Genomic DNA, 16,335 nt, shown 5'->3' with positions numbered 1-16,335 from the left:
ATGGGAATAGATCTTGCAAATACATTTATGGACTCCGCTAATAAAATAGCAAGTCATAAGATTGATATTCCTGCTGCGGCAAGGAATATTGGTAATGTGGATTTGGGTAATGCTTTCCGTGAATTTGGAGTTACACCAGGAAAATTGGAAGAGGTTGAACAAGCTAATCGAGATACGACTAAATTCATGAATGTCACATTGGATGCTTGGCCAATTATTAATGTGCCAAAAGAAATCATCCAATTGGTACAAGGGCATGAAATGGGTGAAACAGAAAAATACAAATCATCAGATTATGTCATGGGTATCGCAACAGTATTTTCTGGTGGAACCGTAAAAACAATAAAAACTATCGGTAAGGTAGTTGGTACCGTCGAAGACATTGAAAAGAAAGCAAAAAATCTTGAGAAGGCTGCAAAAACAACCAACTTCACAAAATATCCTACAGGTTTTGATGAGGTTGCTAAGTATGTAAAGGAACATAAAAAATTACCGGATAATTATATTACGAAAGATCAAGCTGAATCACTAGGTTGGGTGAAGAAGAAAGGAAATCTGCATAAAGTAGCTCCTGGTAAAAGTATGGGTGGCGATATTTTTGCAAATAAAGAAGGCTTGTTACCGGCCGCTCCTGGTAGAACTTGGTATGAAGCGGATGTTAATTATATTTCAGGATATCGAGGTAATGATAGAATTCTCTATTCCAGTGATGGATTAGTGTATAAAACTTCAGATCATTATAAAACCCTTACCGAGATAAAATAGAGAGGACATTCATTATGGAAACGATACAATTAGATGGACGTAAATTTACTAGCAAAGAGATGCTGCATAAAATATTAAAAGATCAATTAGACTTACCTGATTATTATGGGGAGAATGCTGATGCTTTATGGGATTGTCTTACTGGATGGATTGACACTCCTGTAAAAATAGAATGGGAATTTTTTCGAGAAAGTAAAGAAATGCTAGGTTCATATGCTGATTTAATTTTAGAAACTTTTCAGGATGCACAAAAAAGAAGGCCAGATGAGTACTATATTGTTGTAAAATAACTAAAAAGAACTTAGGTAAACATAAAAAACGTAGAAATAATTATTTTCTACGTTTTTTATTGTATCAATTTGAATACTTTCCCAGAGTGGCCCCTCATACCCAGAATCGTTTCCGTACCCCTAGGTGGGCTATATGTGATTTTGCATTTGTGCATTATTAAATTATACCAAGAATTCTTAATCCTTGTGTAGTTTTCATACTAATAATTTCACGTACTATATCTGATTGATTAAACTAAATCCAACAATAAGGCCTATTCTACCATCCATCCTCTTATCCTCTAACCAAGTAAGTTATAATTTCCTTATTTATTCCTCTATCTTAGTTGGTAATTCCCTCAGGCTTTATACAATCTCATATTTCCCATCTTTTCTTCGCAATTAGTCTTGACTGAAGGTCTTGAGGGTTTTTATCATGTGGGAACGATTATGGAATACGGCTGGAAGGCAGATTTATCCCCTACTTTGAACGACTACAAAAAAGTAATCAGTCAAAATAGATGGATAAGCGTCTTTGTTTTCGCCATGCGGTCACTTATAAGGTATCCGTATGTATAGACCCTGTTCACTCAGCGATCTTCACCGCATACATCCTTTTTCTATGGCTTGTCCTTGTAATATCGTCCCTACACGACAAACTGAATGTACTCCCTAGCACCTTAATGCTAACGATAACCACCCGAACCTTTTAGAGAATCGTCCCTGGGCAAGTTCTCGCCCACCCTCATCAGAAGAACAGGATTCCAACGAGGGGTGCTGTTTTTGTAGGCGTATACTCTGTACCCCCTGCACGACCAACAGCTGGCCACGCCGTAACACGTTCCCGCTAAATGTATGGCAGCACGGAATTACGGCTTATCAGTTTTTATTTACGTGGTATCAGGCAATTCCACGCGAACAAAAAACAAAAAGGCATCTCCAATTCCTAAACAGCCTGTGCATTCACAAGACTTCTAGGTTTAGAGATGCCCGGTATATATCTTTTGGACTACAAAATAATCAAAACTAGTATTTACTAGTTGATATTTATCCAAACAATAGATAAAATGGGTATATCAAAGAAGCCTCGTGAAAAGGCATAGTTGTTTAAGGATAGTGTTGGTTCACTACTTAAACGTAAACACTGTGGGTTAATACAGTTCATTTCTAGCCAAGTGGTGGTACACTAGCTAGAAGAGTCATTCCCGCTAAAGGTTGGTAGCCGTTAGCATATGGGAGTGGCTTTTTGTTTTGTGTTCATATTCAATTGTTATATCGATCTTCATTTATTTTAAAATATCAAATTATGTTTTGTTTTGTAGAATGATGCTTGTTGTTTATTACGTTACAACAAGCTTTTTTGTTTGTAAACAGCGAAATAGCAACTTAAAACTACGCATGAGTGGAAATGTATACCTACGAAAAAGTAGAAAAGTATACTTTTCTACCATACTTTAAAATTCGGTATACTGTTTCTAACTTACGCATAAATAGAAATGTATACTTTTAACCCCATATTTATAATTCATTCCTTCTTGAAAATTGCAATTAACCCTTTATAAACGGTGTATAGAGAAATCCTCTCTAAACTACGCATGAGTAGAAATGTATACTTTTATACCTCCGAAATCACCCGTTCTACAAACTACGTATAAGTAGTAAAGTAGAAAAGTATACTAAAAAATCTTACGATTAAGTATACTTTTCTACTCTTTCGATAAATCCGTTGAAAAAACATAAACTTTTCTCGGGTATACTGTTGCGAATATTGTATGTAGATGTTACATTTTACTCAAAGGTATACTTATTCGGAGTTTCATGGAGGAATGTCGAAAATGACTAAACAAGCAACTACATATGTAATCGGTAACTTTAAAGGTGGCGTTGGGAAAACAAAAACAGCTACAATGTTGGCTTATGAAGCAGCTACAGTATTTAATGAAAAATGTCTTTTAGTGGACATGGATCCTCAGGGTAATGCAACAAGAGTTCTTGCTAAAACAGGTGACATTGAACAAATAGACAAGTCTATTACAGATGCATTTTTAAATCAAAATTTAGAGAATGAGATTATCCCAGTTATCGAGAATTTGGATATCGTTCCATCTAATACTTCATTTAGAAAGCTATCAAAAATCCTCTTTGATATGTTCCCAGAGGATGAACTTGCTCAAATTACATATTTAAAGAAATTACTAGAACCATTAAAAGATAAATATGATCGTATTTACATTGATGTACCACCAACAATCAGTGATTACTCAGATAACGCTATGATAGCAGCCGATTATTGTATCATCGTTCTACAAACACAAGAATTATCTTTAGAAGGTGCTCAAACATATATCGCTTATATGCAGTTCTTAGCAGAGACATATGATGCAGACCTACAAGTTTTAGGGATTATTCCAATGATGTTACATCAAGGAAAACGAGTGGATAATAAAGTATTACAACAAGCTCAGGAAATGTATGGCGGAAACGTTCTAGATACAATCGTGAGATATCAAGAACGCTTAAAAGTGTATGATATTGAAGGAATTCATAAAAATGTTAACGTTAGCGGTAATATTGATATGTGGGATGAAAAAGCTCATCAGCTATTCATCGATGTTCTTAGCGAACTTAATGAACATGAAAACTATTTTGCTACTATTAATGCTTAAAGAGGAGGTTCGTCATGTCTAAAGCACCATTTCAACCTATAGTCACAAAACCTGGAAACACTTTAAATGACAAAGGTGTACAGATAAAAGGAACTAACGATTTTGGCCGTAATAGTGAGCCTGTTAAAAAGCAAGTTATTAAGCCTATTATCAATAAAGCTAAAGTAACTGCTCCTGAGAAGCCAGATCAACGTTTAGTTCCATCTAAAACTGCTAAAATTTCACCTGCTGTTTTACTAAAATTAAATACCCTTAAACCATTTATAAAAGAACAAGAAAGCATGGATAAGGCATCAATTAACAGTATTATCGATATGCTTCTTGAAAGCTATGTAAATACTAAGCTAACAACAAGACAATCTGAAGGTTATAAAGGGATGTACAAGCACCTTTATGAAATGTTGGAAAAGAAATAACAAGCAAAAAGTTTTAAATAGGAGTGGTATCTGTGGAAAATAAGAATAATTCATTTGTAGTAACAGTTACGCCTATTACTGACAACTCAGATTTAAATACTAACTCAGAAAAGAAAATACAGGCGCCTGAGAAAAAGAAATTTACAAACCAACAAGGAAGTATTAAAATTCCTAGCCAATCCAAAGAAGAACTTGAAGCACTAATGAAAATCACCAACACGAAATAATTGATCTACTTATAAATCATTATGTAGAAAATGAATTAACTGCAGAACAGAAAATGAAATTTAAATTACTGACTGAAATATAAAAAAGAAGTATCCCTGTTTCTAATTAGGGGTACTTCTTTTTTTCATTATCGGGTACTGACCGCAAAATACAGAAAGTGAGTAACACCTAAAATAAATATATAGTTTCTCGCAAATATTCTATTTAGGTATCCCTAAATTTTGAAATGGATAGTTAAAATTCATAATCCATTAAATATGTTCCTGTATTTACCAATCGTTCAGGTATTGTATAAATATTAGTTGCAATTGCCCCAACAATTATAGCCATACCCCAAACAAACACTTTTTGTACTAAACTTGCCTCTGAAAAAGTAAATATAATTGCCAAAAGAAATAAAAATCCAGTAATAATATTCACTAAAAATCCCGAAATTGTTGCAAGTAATATTAAACCTTGTCCCAAAATTATTAATAAAAGACCAACAATCTTAAATATAATTTTTATTATTGCTTGAATAATAACCATATATAATTCCCCCCTCCTTCTCCCTTTTTTTGGTATCGTTTTGTATAATATTAACATAAATAAGAGTTTAATAGTAAGACTATTCTTACTATTAAACTCTCAAAAATGGAGGTTTTTAAGATTATTTAAGATGCTAAGATTCATCTGAAATTTTTATAAATTTCTTAGCGAATAAAATCCGTGTTTTGCCGTCAGTGCCTCATTATGTAACTAAAGATATATGTATCTTTCATCAAAGTAGAAAAGTAGAAATATATACTTTTCTACTTTTGCGTAATTTGTTACAAACCCTTACCATACCTGCCACCACTAGCTCATTTACATAATTCTCGATACAGGAAATCGATTTGTTAATTCTCACCTAAAGGTTATCGTCTTTTCTTTTTTCTGTCATTGCGTAACTTTTTTCGGCTGGTTTTTAGCTTTCGCCAAGCCGAACAGACCAAAAACAAGGGAAATAAAAATTAAATTAATTATAATATAATGGTACGATATGTATGTTTTAGATATTAATCTAAGGGGGGGATTTTATGAAATATTGCACTCAATGTGGGAAGGAAAATGATAGTAGCAATAAATTTTGTGGATATTGCGGAGAAGATTTTAATCATAGAACAGTTAGAGAAAATGCTATGAGTAATTCAAATTCAAATAATGATCTCAAAGCTTTTTCTTTAGTCGGATTTATAACTAGATTAGTATCTTGGTTCATTAACTTATGGGGAATTGATGGAACAAATGGAGATAGAAAGAAAATTACTAGAAAACGTTTGTTTCTAATTATAATATTTTTCATTGTTTGCAGTATTCTAGTGTATAATTTCGGATTTAATACGACAGATAGAAAAGAAGCGAAATATTTGAACTCTATTTTTGAAGAAATTAATAAGGCCGATGATTTGCTAAAACGTACAGCAAATCAAGATGGGACTGATGAAGCTTTAAAACATACAGTTAAAGAACTAAATGATATTAACGATAATATTAAAAAATTAGTTCCACCTGAAACATTACCTGTTGCAGTTATAGATAGTCAAAAGACTTTAGAAAGTGGCATAGAAAAAGTAAGCAATGGAATTCGCTATACTGATGCGGCAGAGTTACAAAGAGGACAAACTACTGTAACTATAGCAAGAGTTCTTTTTGAAGGCTATGTACAAAAGCAAAGTGATGTAAAAAAGTTAATTGATGATAAATATATTGAAAATTTTATTCTGAAAGAAAATGATAGAAGTGACAATGTAAGCAAAACTGATAAATCTCAAAAAGTAATTATTGATGAAAATTGTTATGAGGTATATGGAGAAGAGGAATGTAAGAAATTCAAAGAATATTATGAACAAGGAGAGGGACAGAACGAACCTTAAAATAAGGAATCCATTTAAGGTTCTAACGTCCTATTATCAATAACAAGGAGGAACCCCCTACTCCCATAAGGGAACCTCTTTTTTATTCTTACCAAAACTTCCACCACGGCTTTTTCTTCTCTTTCGCAGCCGCAACCTCATCCCGAAATTCTTGCATTAATCTCTTCGCTTCCTGCATCTCACGTAGCGTTTTCATAAGCGTCTCATCTCGCGCTTCCAATCGTTTTTCCACTCGCTCATTATGCGCTTCAACGCTCGCTTTGATTTCCTCGTTACTTTGCTTCGCCTGTTCACTTAATCGCTTTTCCATTGATACTATACTCTGATTCATTTCTTGCGTCATAACGCTGTATTGTTGTTGGAGTTGCTGTTGAATGTGGAATGGGATTAAACTCGTGTCCTCAGGTTCTTCTTTAATCAGATCCGGATTAACTTTTTCTATTTGCTGCGCAATCATCTTCGCTGCCTTCTCTAGCGTCATGCCGTCATGCTTACTAAGTTCAATTAACTTCTCGATAACCATAATGTCACTGTCTGTGTATTGGCGTCTGCCACGATTATCTTTCTTTACAGCAAATCCCTCACGCTGCAATACTTCCATGTACTTTCTAAGGGTGCTATCACTTATTCCTAGTCGTTTGTATACTTCACTAGCAGAATAAACAATCTCGTCCGTCATAGCGTCACAACACCTCCTAGTGAGAGTATTCAATGATGGTTAAGAAATTCCTGCAAATAAAAAACCGACTCATAAGAGTCAGTCTTTTAATCATTTTTACTTAGCGTTATCTCGTAGGTCTTTGATAGATATTGGAATAGCTCTATATAGAAATGCCGCTAATTGTTCACGCGTTACTGTACCGTCTGGATTAAAGTTATTATTACCTACACCACTAGTAATACCATTACTATATAAAATTTCTACGGCTTCATTTGCCCAGTGTCCTTGCATATCATTAAATTGATGATCAAACTTCTTGTTTAACCCAAAAGCATTTTTAAAAGTTTGAGCAAGTTCTGCTCGAGTTACGATTCCTTTTGGGTTAAAACGACCATCAAACGCATAAAAGAAAATTCCACTTTTATATCCTGCTGCAATTTCCTTTTTAAACATTGAATCATTTATATCATTGAAAGGAAGCGGCTGTGACATATCATAATCGGGAATTTTCACCGTTCTATATAAGAATGCCGCCAATTCTTCACGTGTTATTTTTTCTACAGCTCCAAAATAACCATTGTTGTATCCCGACATTATATTGTGGTCAACCATGTAGTTAATTTCATTATATGCCCAATGCCATTCAGGTACATCTATAAATTTACTAGTTTGAGCGCTCGCTGCTTGTATTCCCTGATTTGTGGTATTACCTGATGTCTCAGCCATAGAGTTATTCGCAAAAAAAGTTGTACCGAATACTGCTGCACATACACCAGAAATTATTATTTTTTCATTACTATTCTCTCCCCTTAATTTTAAACGTCAATAATACTATTCCAAAAATCATTATATAACTATTTTTAAATTAGAAAAAGAAGGAATTTAGAAATTTTTACAATAATTCATTAATATAACTATATAGCTTTAGCAATTTCAACAAGTAATCGCATAAACAACGGAATCATTTGAACCACTATATAACCAATCCCTGCCCTTGAAATAAGAGAGAATCCCCGTTCCTGGCTACCTACCATTATGAACAAACCACCGCATAACGCTACAACGGATGCTATCGGATATGACACTGCTTTAATTAAGAAGATAACCGGTTCAAATGCATTTACAATACGATTGTATAACTGGCCATCTATATAGTTTTTAATGGCCCCATCGCTTGATTGTGTATCTTTAAATACTTCGTTCACATCTGGATTATTTCCATCGGCAAAAGCGTGAGGAATATCTATAATTTGACTGAATACAATAGCACTACCTACTATTATTCCTACTCGCACCGCCACAGGTGCGTATTTTTTTGCTTTCTTTTTGAACAAGCTCCACCTTTTCTTTGCTCCATAGTTACCATCCATAAAATCTTTGATGCTCATCGTCTCAGTTGCCATATGGATCATCTCCCTGTTTTTAATGGAAATCAGTAACCGTAAATATGTTACAATCCAATCCTTCGCAAATCTTCTGGAGTTGTTTTCTGCGGTATTCCGTCGTGGTGTACCAAATAAATTTAGGTGTCTTTTCAAATACTTTGCATTCCATCAATTTACGATACTTCTGCATCTTGATCCGATTCGCGCTCATCTTCTGCTCATGATCAACCTCTACAATGTGATAACGGCTATTATCCGTAAATAGTGCGTCTGCGATTATAGAAACGATACCTTTCACATTCATCTTTACTTCCTGCTTCCACGTTTTCGGGCATTCATAAGCAATGTAAATGTCGTTCCTCATAATGTAGTGGCGAAATTGATTCGAACGCTTGAGTATCTTCTTACTCCCGATACGTTCGCGGCCTTCCTTGTTGAGATAATAAATCTTCTCTCCATCTCTAAAACTAGATACATATTCTTCAAGAGTTTTCATGACACGAGAAGCATTCCTGTCACCGCCAAGATCGTGAAGTACCTGGATTTGCTTTCTACTAAGAAAGCCGAGTTTCTTCAAGCTCAAGAGTATACTTTCCGTTCTCGCTTCCTTCATGGCTAGTTTTTGCATCTTCATGCTCCTTTCTCGCTCTGATATTGATGTGTGGCTTTATAATGTTATCAATCTGCTTATTATCGATATAAACAGTCTGTAGGACCTTTTTCTCGTTCGTTTGGTATATTGCCCTTCCTTTTATGTTGGGAAGACCCTCTGCGCCGCCCTCGTCTAGCACAGCGCGACTCCCTGCTTCTGTCTGTAATCTAAAGCAAACACGAGCACCAATGTTTTGTCGTAGTTGCGATGGTAAGGCTTCATTGGTTGGATACTGTGTCGCATATATCAAGCGAAATCCCGCTGCCCTGCCGCGACGACCTATATCAACAATAATGTCTTTGCACTCCTGATATGGCGCCATGTCGGCTGCTTCATCCACGATTACAAAGTAACGCATTGGATCACCAGCTTCTTTTATATCTTCGTATCCTTTTTCTAGTAAGTATTCGTTTCTAGCATTCAGTTTATCTTGCAATTCCCTTAGAGTCTCAAGGGCTTCCTCTGGATTCTTCGCAATTGATTCGACCTGGTTTAAGAATCTATATCGGTTAAAAGATAGACCACCCTTCAAATCGATAAGGAATAGCTTTGTATTTTCTGATTGGTTGCGTACCAGGGATGTGATTATAAGTTTTAATACATTTGATTTACCCATGTCCGTCATGCCGGCTGATATCATGTGTGATAGTTGATCAAAGTCGTGTTTTACCAATCCATCCCTCGTATAACCAATAGGGACCTCCCAACCTCTACATTGCTTCATCATGTCTTCTTCAAATTTCACAAAATCAGGAATACCTTCCTCATAAACTCGTATTTTCAACAAACCATCGTAAGACAGCTCTATTTCCTTTCTAACGAGTTTTTTCTTGTTTATGATGTTTTGTATTTGTTTTAAGATGTCTTTTCGCATACGAAGAGATTTTAAGTCTTGTAGCTTGAAATCGTAAACTTTGCTCTTGTGATTTAATCCGTCCTCTAAATGCTGCATCTTTTGTTCGAAGTCGGAGAAGCTAAGGCCGAGAGGAATCCTATATGCATATTCCATTCCCCATTCATTTCTCGTTTTACGAAGAAGCTGTATGGTTCTTGTATCTTTTCCTTCTTTTACTTTCAAACCGCAATTAGCGCAAATGCGTTGTATTTTAGAAGCATCATTTGTTGCTCCTTTTTGATGCATTTTCGCGAAAAGAATTACACCGCCAACAGCAGCTGAACTTACTAACTCAAATATCAAAGTCGAACACCACCTCTTTTTGTGTATTCTGCAAGAATAGTCCCTGAAGATTAGAAGAGATAAAATCAATTATGAATCGTTGAAAATAGTAATCTTTCGATATCTGGAGTTTTATTCTGTGAGCGAATTCTATTTCGAATAAGTGAAACGAAGTTTTAAAAAGCTATCCATTTGGAACGGTATATCGTAATCAGTTTGGTATGGTAAAAGGTATTGTGTACTGTTTGGTCTTTATGTCAGTTTTTTTCTCGTGTTTAAAAAAATGACGGAAAGGGCAAGCTATTCATGAGGTGGTAAAGGTGTTCGGATTAGGTAAAAAACGGAGTAAATTCGGTAGATGGTTAGATAAGCAAGGGATAACACAAGGGGAATTAGAGAAAGCAGCTAAGTTGAGTAGAGGTACTATTTCTAAAGTATGTAATGATAAAGAATACACACCTAAATTTTCAACCATGTCTCAAATAATAAGGGGCTTGAAGAAATTAGGTAAAAACATAAATGAAAATGATTTTTGGATGTAACTTCGTAACAAACGAGGCTATATTTATGCAAAAAAAACCACCCAAAAGGATGGCAAGTTCAAATTTAAAATAACTACTTACTCTACTTCATTTAATTACCGACTGGAATAGCTGATATATACATACCTGATAAATTGTCCCTTATGTCAATATAAAATGATCCTACCGCCGTTTCATCAAACTTTTTGATTGCAACTGGATCTATATCTCTTATTTTCAGATGCACAATTTCAGCTCATTTTTGCAAATCTGGTTAGAGAACGAAAAATAGTGAGAAGAGCATAAGGGGTTTTTGTTCCCACCGAGGGTGTGAAGCTAGGCGGAGCCTAGCAAAACGATGGGGGCAAGCAAACTCGTTGAATGTCCCGTTAATGTCCCCTTATTTCTTATTCATGTCACCATCACGTCCCGTCATTTTTTCTAAATGTCCCTATCATGTCCCCTTGTTTTTCCTCAATGTCTCCATCATGTCCCTAAGATTTTTTTCAGTTTTTATGAATTTCTTCTTCCTTTTCCTCCAATTTTTTAATCTTATCTTGTGCATTTTTTTGCTTCGTTTTAAACAGTTTTATGTTCTCCCAGACTCTTTTATTTTCGATTCTAAAGCTGAAATTTTAGATTGTGTTTCCATTTTTTCAGCTTCCGTTTGATACTTCAGTTCTTCTTGTAGTTCTTTCACTTTTTGATCTACTTGTTTCGCATTTTCTTCTTCTAACTTGATTGCTTTTCCGTAATTTGTGATCTTTTCTTTCCAATCTTTTTTATCCCTTTCAATAAAATCTTTCTCATACGATTGCTTATCTTTTGCCAATAATTCATCTTTTTCTTTGGTCGGTAAAAATGGTGTATGCCAGTTTGCTAGACGTATCTTTATCTGGCTTTTCCTCTTCATATTCTGAAGGATCTTTTGTAAATTTCCGAATGTCCATTTGTTTTTTTTACCGTTTTTATTGTAAATATCTAGCGCTACAGCTCCCCAATTCGGAGATGATTTTTGCCCCTCAATTAGGGGTATGGAAACATGCCCATCAAGCTAAGGTTGGGTATTCCATGAACTTCCGTTCTTGTTGCCTACATGCTTGATATTTTGTTTATTTGTTTTTAAAAATACGCACTCCAAATAAACCTTAATAAGGTGTATTTTTAAAGGTTATGCAGTTCTCTTATTTAGATTGGATACAGTGTACTGATAAACAACGCCTAAAATATCAAAGACTGTCTTTTTCTCATATCGATGGGATTTCCGTCCGTTTTTCTGTAAGAGGTCAAACAAACGAAGAAAAATTTTTGATACTTCTTGGGTGTCTTGTTGTATAGCTTCATATACTAAGTACAGATGATCTTGAATCATATAAATTGCTTTATATTCACTTAATTCTTTTTGCTTTTTCTGTAGTAACAGCTGTCTCATTTTGAACATAGTTGAAGAACAAAGAAAAATAGCGATTAATTGGCCATAAAGATGACATTCTAGACGTTCCCGCTTAACCTTGTGACAACGATTGATACCAAAAAGAGATTTCCATGTTTTAAATACAATCTCTATTTGCCAGCGTAGAGAGTAGATATCATGAATATGTTCCGTCGGAACAACTTCCCATGGTATGTTGGTAATATAAACATTGATTTCTGTTAAACGTTTAATGGGCATGAATGTATATATCACGAATACGTCGCTAGAAGAAGTAGAGACAAACTACGTGCATTCATTATATTCACTTCGGTGGCAGATTGGAATTTTGTTTAAAACGTGGAAGTCATTCTTTGAAATCGATGAATGCAAAAGTATAAAAAGAGAACGCCTAGAGTGCCATTTATATGGGCAACTCATCAGCATTCTCCTTTGTTCTTCTACAATGTTTCAAATGCGTCAGTTTCTGCTTGAAAAGAAAAAGCCGGAGCTGAGTGAATACAAAGCAATTTATATGATTAAAGATTACTTTCCGTTACTGTTTCAAGCGATAGCTTTTGGTACAGAAGAGCTTTTAAAAATTCTGCATCGCCTTTATCAACTACTCAAAAAGAACGGTCGTAAATGTCATAGGCATAAGAAGATGACCGTCTTTGATATTCTAGGGATTGTGTATAAAACGACATTGAAGCATAGACAAGCTGCCTAGCGAAAAAATCGCGTTTTAATAGGCTTCTTTAGCATGCCTACTTTTTTATTACTTGCTAGTTTTGAAACAAGGATCGCTTCATATCTAGTAAGTTACTTGGTTAGCTTGATGGGCATGGGGTACCGCCAGCATTTTGGAAAAAAACCACGTTAAGAGTATGCAAGATTTTATATAGTTTTTCATCTAATCCAGTAACAAACGAGAACCCTAAAACCGCGCCAAGATAGGAATGTATAAAAAAATGCATAGATCCATAGAACAAAAAAAGGCGGATTCCCTATGAAAGTAAGGGTCCGCCTTTTTCATTGCTACCGATAATAAGATGTTATGTAAACCTAATATGTATAAGATATACAAAGGAGAATCTAAATAAAACATAGAAGAGAATCACAAAAAGAGGGATACTAATGGAAAAATATTTTGAGGAAGCACATCGTTTTTGTTCTCGTAATAGAAAACGCTTAGAAAAGGATATTATATGTGGTTGTTTTTATTGTTTAAAAATTTTCAATCCAGAAGAAATTACAGAGTGGTGGGATAATGATAACACAGCAGTTTGTCCTTATTGCGGGATTGACTCTATTATAGGAGAAAGTTCTGGATTGAAAATCACAGAACTATTTTTAAGCGAAATGCACAAAAGATGGTTTTAATTAAATGAATAACAGAATCAACTTCAGATAACGAGAATTATGTAAATGAGCTGTCCAAATGGATGGCTTATTTTATTTTTTGCTTAGCGTGGGTTTTTTCCAAAATGCTGGCGGTACCCCTTAATTGTCTGTCACCATTTCCAATCTAACCCAAAAGGGCAATACAGTGCAACTTTTTTAAAAACGATACAACTTTATTTTAAACAGTACATCTTTTTTATAAACGGTACGACTTTATTTCAAATCCACAGTATGTACCATCTTACCGTTAATAAGATAACATCAGGCTGATAATGTTTCCACTTGAATACATGTTCCCTTGCCATACCAATCACACCTTTTTTAGAGTAATAGGATTTGTCCAAGTTTTAGAGATTACTTACACGTATATTAAAGTTTTTGCACCAGAACCAAGATTTGATATACCAACCTCACTACAGTTAGGAGTTGATACATATGTGGAAAAAAATTAAGAATTATAGATTGAACTTAAAAGATTTGAAGTTCATGTTATGGTTATTTGGTATTACATGTTTTATATACAGCTACAATTTCATTGTAGGACTTGCTTTTGACCACAAATTCCAAGTCTATGATTTAGGTGGTGCTATAGCGACATTCGCCGCATTTATGGATACTAAAAATAGGATTAAAAATAAAAATTATAAGACAGCGTGATATAAAAGGGATCCTTTGCGGTCTCCTTTTTTCTATTCAAAATAAAAAAGGAGCGGATTCGCTACTTTAAGGATAATCTTTTTAATTATTAAAACCACGGTTGCCATGATGGTATCACATTGCTATTAGATGGTTTCCCTTCACCATCATATCCATCTAATTTACTCACGCCAATAAAAAGCAGTTCCTCTTTATGCAAATCACTACTTGCTTCAGTTTCCATGCTTTCGAGAATAATGGTACCTTCAATTGACTTATCTTCTTGCTTTACTGCGACAACATCAACTGGTACACAGGTGTTTTTGCCCAAATCCCCGAAAAGGGGGAATTAGCTTAATTAATTAAAAAATACAACTTATGCTTATGGGAAATGTGTCAATTAAAATGTATATGTTTTGACATGCACATTTTTTAAATAATTTGCTTGCTATTCCCTCTTTTTGAGGGGATGGGCAAAAACACCCAATAAGCAATCCTACTTATTTTTAAGGCAATTAAGTAGATTTTATTTCATTAGTTTACTTTCAAATTCCCTTCAATGTTGACATTTCCCCGCTCTCCCTCAATATCCTCAAAACAGAAAGAAAAGTATACATTCAAAACACTATACATAAAAAGGTCTAGAAACCCATGAGCAAAAAAACACATCACATTGATGTTCAACACATCCGTAGTAAAGAATAGATTAAAGATATGAAATCACAAATTACTTTGAAATACATTGCTATTAATAAAGAAAAGAAAGATAATATACTTGATACCTTTTCCATCTAATACTATTAACTTTATTAAACAAAATATTATAAATGAAAAAATTAATAGCAGGAGAACATACATGGAGACAAAATTACAGCAAATTAAAATATCCTGGAAAGAATTTATTTTAGGAACATTGTTAGTCAACTTTATAGCACTAATGATTATAGGTGTTCCATTAAAAATGGCCAGTTCATTAAATTTTATTCAACAAAAATTTAACAATGATAGTCTTATCATTTTACAAAATTTTATATTTTATATTTTTTATTTATTTATATTGATTCTGTTTATATTAAAATATAAACCTTTTCAAAAAATAATTATATCTGTATTCAATATCAAACCTTTATGTTCATATCAAACATATCTATATATTTTATTAACATGTATAATCGATACCTTTACCGATAAAATAACAAACTTATATTCTAATTCTGCTGAAATCCAAGCTGAACATTTAGGAATAGGAAATTTAGATGAGCAATCACTCACTATTAATATAATGGCTATCTTATCAATTGCATTAATAGGACCAATTCAAGAAGAAATTATATATCGTGGGATTATAATTAAATTTTTTGAAACAAAATATTCATTTCTAGTGGGATTAATCCTATCTAGTTTACTATTTGGAATTGCTCATAACTATGATATCGCATTTATTATTTATGCAACAGTAGTAGGGATCATGTATTCATTACTCTACAAAAAAACAAATTCCATTTTCCCTTGCATGATAGCTCATATTACTTACAATCTTTCTACATTTTTATAGATTATACTAAATATAAGGTTACTGGATTTTAAATATATATCAGTAGTTGACATACCCCCACTAATCGGTATTCAATGTATCTAGAAAAAACCCCTTCAGTTTACTTGCTGAAGGGGTTTCGTATTTACATAATTCTCGTTATAGGAAGCTAATTTTTAATATTAGAGCAAACTCCTCCTCAAAAAGAAGAAACTCACAGCATTTCTTATGTACAACAATATGTTGCTTTATCAAACGCATCTTCAGGAATATAGACTTTATTGTCCTTGATTTTATATGGTATATCGTTTCTTTCCAGCTTATCTATGTCAACGTTTTCCGCAGTGTCGCCCCATTGTACATATTCACCGTTGTAGTTTTGACAAGCCGATAATCCCAAAATAATCACTAAACATACAAACAAGTTTCCAAAATTCTTTTTCCTCATAACACCCCTCCTCTTCCTTAATGGTATCATTTGGAAGAGGAGGGGTGTTATGAATATTGGATGTAAATTGTATTCGTGTGAGGTTAACATAACGTCTCATTATCGGTAGCAAGGAAAACGCACAAACCTTTGATACAATTGGGTTTGTGCGTTTTCTTTTTGTATTATTCTATACATCATTTTATACATTCCTATCCTGGCATGGGTTTTAAGGTCTTCATTTGTTACTGGATTAGCCGAAAAACGGTTCTGGTGCAAAAACTTAAG

At 34.0% G+C, this 16,335-nt stretch carries 17 protein-coding genes and 6 pseudogenes; 12 read left to right on the top strand and 11 right to left on the bottom strand.

What is annotated here, in order from left to right; translation table 11 throughout:
- The 5 genes and pseudogenes from B5P40_RS29110 to B5P40_RS29090 form a co-directional block, all read left to right on the top strand.
- Nucleotides 1–765, top strand: a 765-nt coding sequence (locus tag B5P40_RS29110; protein ID WP_309252113.1) for a ribonuclease domain-containing protein, incomplete at its 5' end; no start/stop codon positions are given.
- 14 nt (nucleotides 766–779) lie between these two features.
- Nucleotides 780–1,055, top strand: a complete 276-nt coding sequence (locus B5P40_RS29105; protein ID WP_088005049.1) for a barstar family protein — start codon at nucleotides 780–782, stop codon at nucleotides 1,053–1,055.
- 1,814 nt (nucleotides 1,056–2,869) lie between these two features.
- Nucleotides 2,870–3,700, top strand: a complete 831-nt coding sequence (locus B5P40_RS29100; protein ID WP_070179057.1) for a ParA family protein — start codon at nucleotides 2,870–2,872, stop codon at nucleotides 3,698–3,700.
- Between the two features lie 14 nt (nucleotides 3,701–3,714).
- Nucleotides 3,715–4,116, top strand: a complete 402-nt coding sequence (locus B5P40_RS29095) for a hypothetical protein (RefSeq protein ID WP_000030442.1) — start codon at nucleotides 3,715–3,717, stop codon at nucleotides 4,114–4,116.
- Nucleotides 4,117–4,190: 74 nt separating this feature from the next.
- Nucleotides 4,191–4,426, top strand: a pseudogene (locus B5P40_RS29090) (hypothetical protein).
- A 152-nt stretch (nucleotides 4,427–4,578) separates the two neighbouring features.
- On the opposite strand, the gene B5P40_RS29085 reads toward B5P40_RS29090, so the two are convergent.
- A complete protein-coding gene (locus B5P40_RS29085; protein WP_070179058.1) occupies nucleotides 4,579–4,872 on the bottom strand; it encodes a hypothetical protein in 294 nt (97 codons plus the stop codon).
- A 530-nt stretch (nucleotides 4,873–5,402) separates the two neighbouring features.
- On the opposite strand from B5P40_RS29085, the gene B5P40_RS33865 reads away from it, so the two are divergent.
- A complete protein-coding gene (locus B5P40_RS33865; protein ID WP_070179059.1) occupies nucleotides 5,403–6,239 on the top strand; it encodes a zinc ribbon domain-containing protein in 837 nt (278 codons plus the stop codon).
- 88 nt (nucleotides 6,240–6,327) lie between these two features.
- On the opposite strand, the gene B5P40_RS29075 is transcribed toward B5P40_RS33865, so the two are convergent.
- The 5 genes from B5P40_RS29075 to B5P40_RS29055 form a co-directional block, all read right to left on the bottom strand.
- Nucleotides 6,328–6,918, bottom strand: a complete 591-nt coding sequence (locus B5P40_RS29075) for a DUF3967 domain-containing protein (RefSeq protein WP_113710342.1) — start codon at nucleotides 6,916–6,918, stop codon at nucleotides 6,328–6,330.
- 96 nt (nucleotides 6,919–7,014) lie between these two features.
- Nucleotides 7,015–7,626, bottom strand: a complete 612-nt coding sequence (locus B5P40_RS29070) for an S-layer homology domain-containing protein (protein WP_223260397.1) — start codon at nucleotides 7,624–7,626, stop codon at nucleotides 7,015–7,017.
- Between the two features lie 188 nt (nucleotides 7,627–7,814).
- A complete protein-coding gene (locus tag B5P40_RS29065; protein WP_070179062.1) occupies nucleotides 7,815–8,303 on the bottom strand; it encodes a hypothetical protein in 489 nt (162 codons plus the stop codon).
- A gap of 19 nt (nucleotides 8,304–8,322) precedes the next feature.
- Nucleotides 8,323–8,868, bottom strand: coding sequence for a replication-relaxation family protein (locus B5P40_RS29060; RefSeq protein ID WP_309252114.1), 546 nt, complete (start codon nucleotides 8,866–8,868; stop codon nucleotides 8,323–8,325).
- On the bottom strand, nucleotides 8,840–10,135 hold the full coding sequence (locus B5P40_RS29055; RefSeq protein WP_113710340.1) for an FtsK/SpoIIIE domain-containing protein: 1,296 nt from the start codon (nucleotides 10,133–10,135) through the stop codon (nucleotides 8,840–8,842). Before B5P40_RS29055 ends, B5P40_RS29060 begins: the two co-directional genes overlap by 29 nt.
- A 299-nt stretch (nucleotides 10,136–10,434) precedes the next feature.
- On the opposite strand from B5P40_RS29055, the gene B5P40_RS29050 reads away from it, so the two are divergent.
- Nucleotides 10,435–10,656: a helix-turn-helix domain-containing protein gene (locus B5P40_RS29050; protein WP_070179064.1), complete on the top strand. Its 222-nt coding sequence runs from the start codon at nucleotides 10,435–10,437 to the stop codon at nucleotides 10,654–10,656.
- Nucleotides 10,657–11,141: 485 nt separating this feature from the next.
- Here the strand turns inward: B5P40_RS29050 and B5P40_RS29045 are convergent.
- Together B5P40_RS29045 and B5P40_RS29040 are read right to left on the bottom strand one after the other, a co-directional pair.
- Nucleotides 11,142–11,650: pseudogene (locus B5P40_RS29045) on the bottom strand (hypothetical protein); the annotation flags it as partial.
- 156 nt (nucleotides 11,651–11,806) lie between these two features.
- A pseudogene (locus tag B5P40_RS29040) lies at nucleotides 11,807–12,298 on the bottom strand (transposase); the annotation flags it as partial.
- Here B5P40_RS29040 and B5P40_RS29035 point away from each other — a divergent pair.
- Together B5P40_RS29035 and B5P40_RS29030 are read left to right on the top strand one after the other, a co-directional pair.
- Nucleotides 12,291–12,776: pseudogene (locus tag B5P40_RS29035) on the top strand (transposase); the annotation flags it as partial. The pseudogenes B5P40_RS29040 and B5P40_RS29035 overlap by 8 nt on opposite strands.
- Nucleotides 12,777–13,183: 407 nt before the next feature.
- A complete protein-coding gene (locus tag B5P40_RS29030) occupies nucleotides 13,184–13,429 on the top strand; it encodes a cytoplasmic protein (RefSeq protein ID WP_113710339.1) in 246 nt (81 codons plus the stop codon).
- Between the two features lie 251 nt (nucleotides 13,430–13,680).
- Here B5P40_RS29030 and B5P40_RS29025 read toward each other — a convergent pair.
- Nucleotides 13,681–13,755 (bottom strand): annotated as a pseudogene (locus B5P40_RS29025) (IS6 family transposase); the annotation flags it as partial.
- Between the two features lie 130 nt (nucleotides 13,756–13,885).
- Between B5P40_RS29025 and B5P40_RS29020 the strand changes: the two are divergent.
- Nucleotides 13,886–14,107 (top strand): hypothetical protein, encoded by a 222-nt coding sequence (locus B5P40_RS29020; RefSeq protein WP_098689278.1) that lies wholly within the window; start codon nucleotides 13,886–13,888, stop codon nucleotides 14,105–14,107.
- 88 nt (nucleotides 14,108–14,195) lie between these two features.
- Here the strand turns inward: B5P40_RS29020 and B5P40_RS29015 are convergent, their stop codons facing one another.
- The gene (locus B5P40_RS29015; RefSeq protein ID WP_098689277.1) at nucleotides 14,196–14,417 is read right to left on the bottom strand and encodes a hypothetical protein; all 222 of its coding nucleotides are present in this window, start codon (nucleotides 14,415–14,417) and stop codon (nucleotides 14,196–14,198) included.
- A gap of 392 nt (nucleotides 14,418–14,809) precedes the next feature.
- Between B5P40_RS29015 and B5P40_RS29010 the strand changes: the two are divergent.
- A pseudogene (locus B5P40_RS29010) lies at nucleotides 14,810–14,881 on the top strand (tyrosine-type recombinase/integrase); the annotation flags it as partial.
- A 61-nt stretch (nucleotides 14,882–14,942) separates the two neighbouring features.
- Entirely contained in the window at nucleotides 14,943–15,641 is a 699-nt protein-coding gene (locus tag B5P40_RS29005) for a CPBP family intramembrane glutamic endopeptidase (RefSeq protein WP_113710337.1), read from the top strand.
- A 205-nt stretch (nucleotides 15,642–15,846) separates the two neighbouring features.
- Here B5P40_RS29005 and B5P40_RS29000 read toward each other — a convergent pair whose 3' ends face one another.
- A complete protein-coding gene (locus B5P40_RS29000; protein WP_078177248.1) occupies nucleotides 15,847–16,068 on the bottom strand; it encodes a hypothetical protein in 222 nt (73 codons plus the stop codon).
- Nucleotides 16,069–16,335 lie beyond the last annotated feature (267 nt).

The organism is Bacillus sp. SRB_8, assembly GCF_003264205.1.
In the GTDB taxonomy this organism is placed as follows: domain Bacteria; phylum Bacillota; class Bacilli; order Bacillales; family Bacillaceae_G; genus Bacillus_A; species Bacillus_A mycoides.
This window is presented reverse-complemented; position numbering and strand designations above follow the sequence as displayed.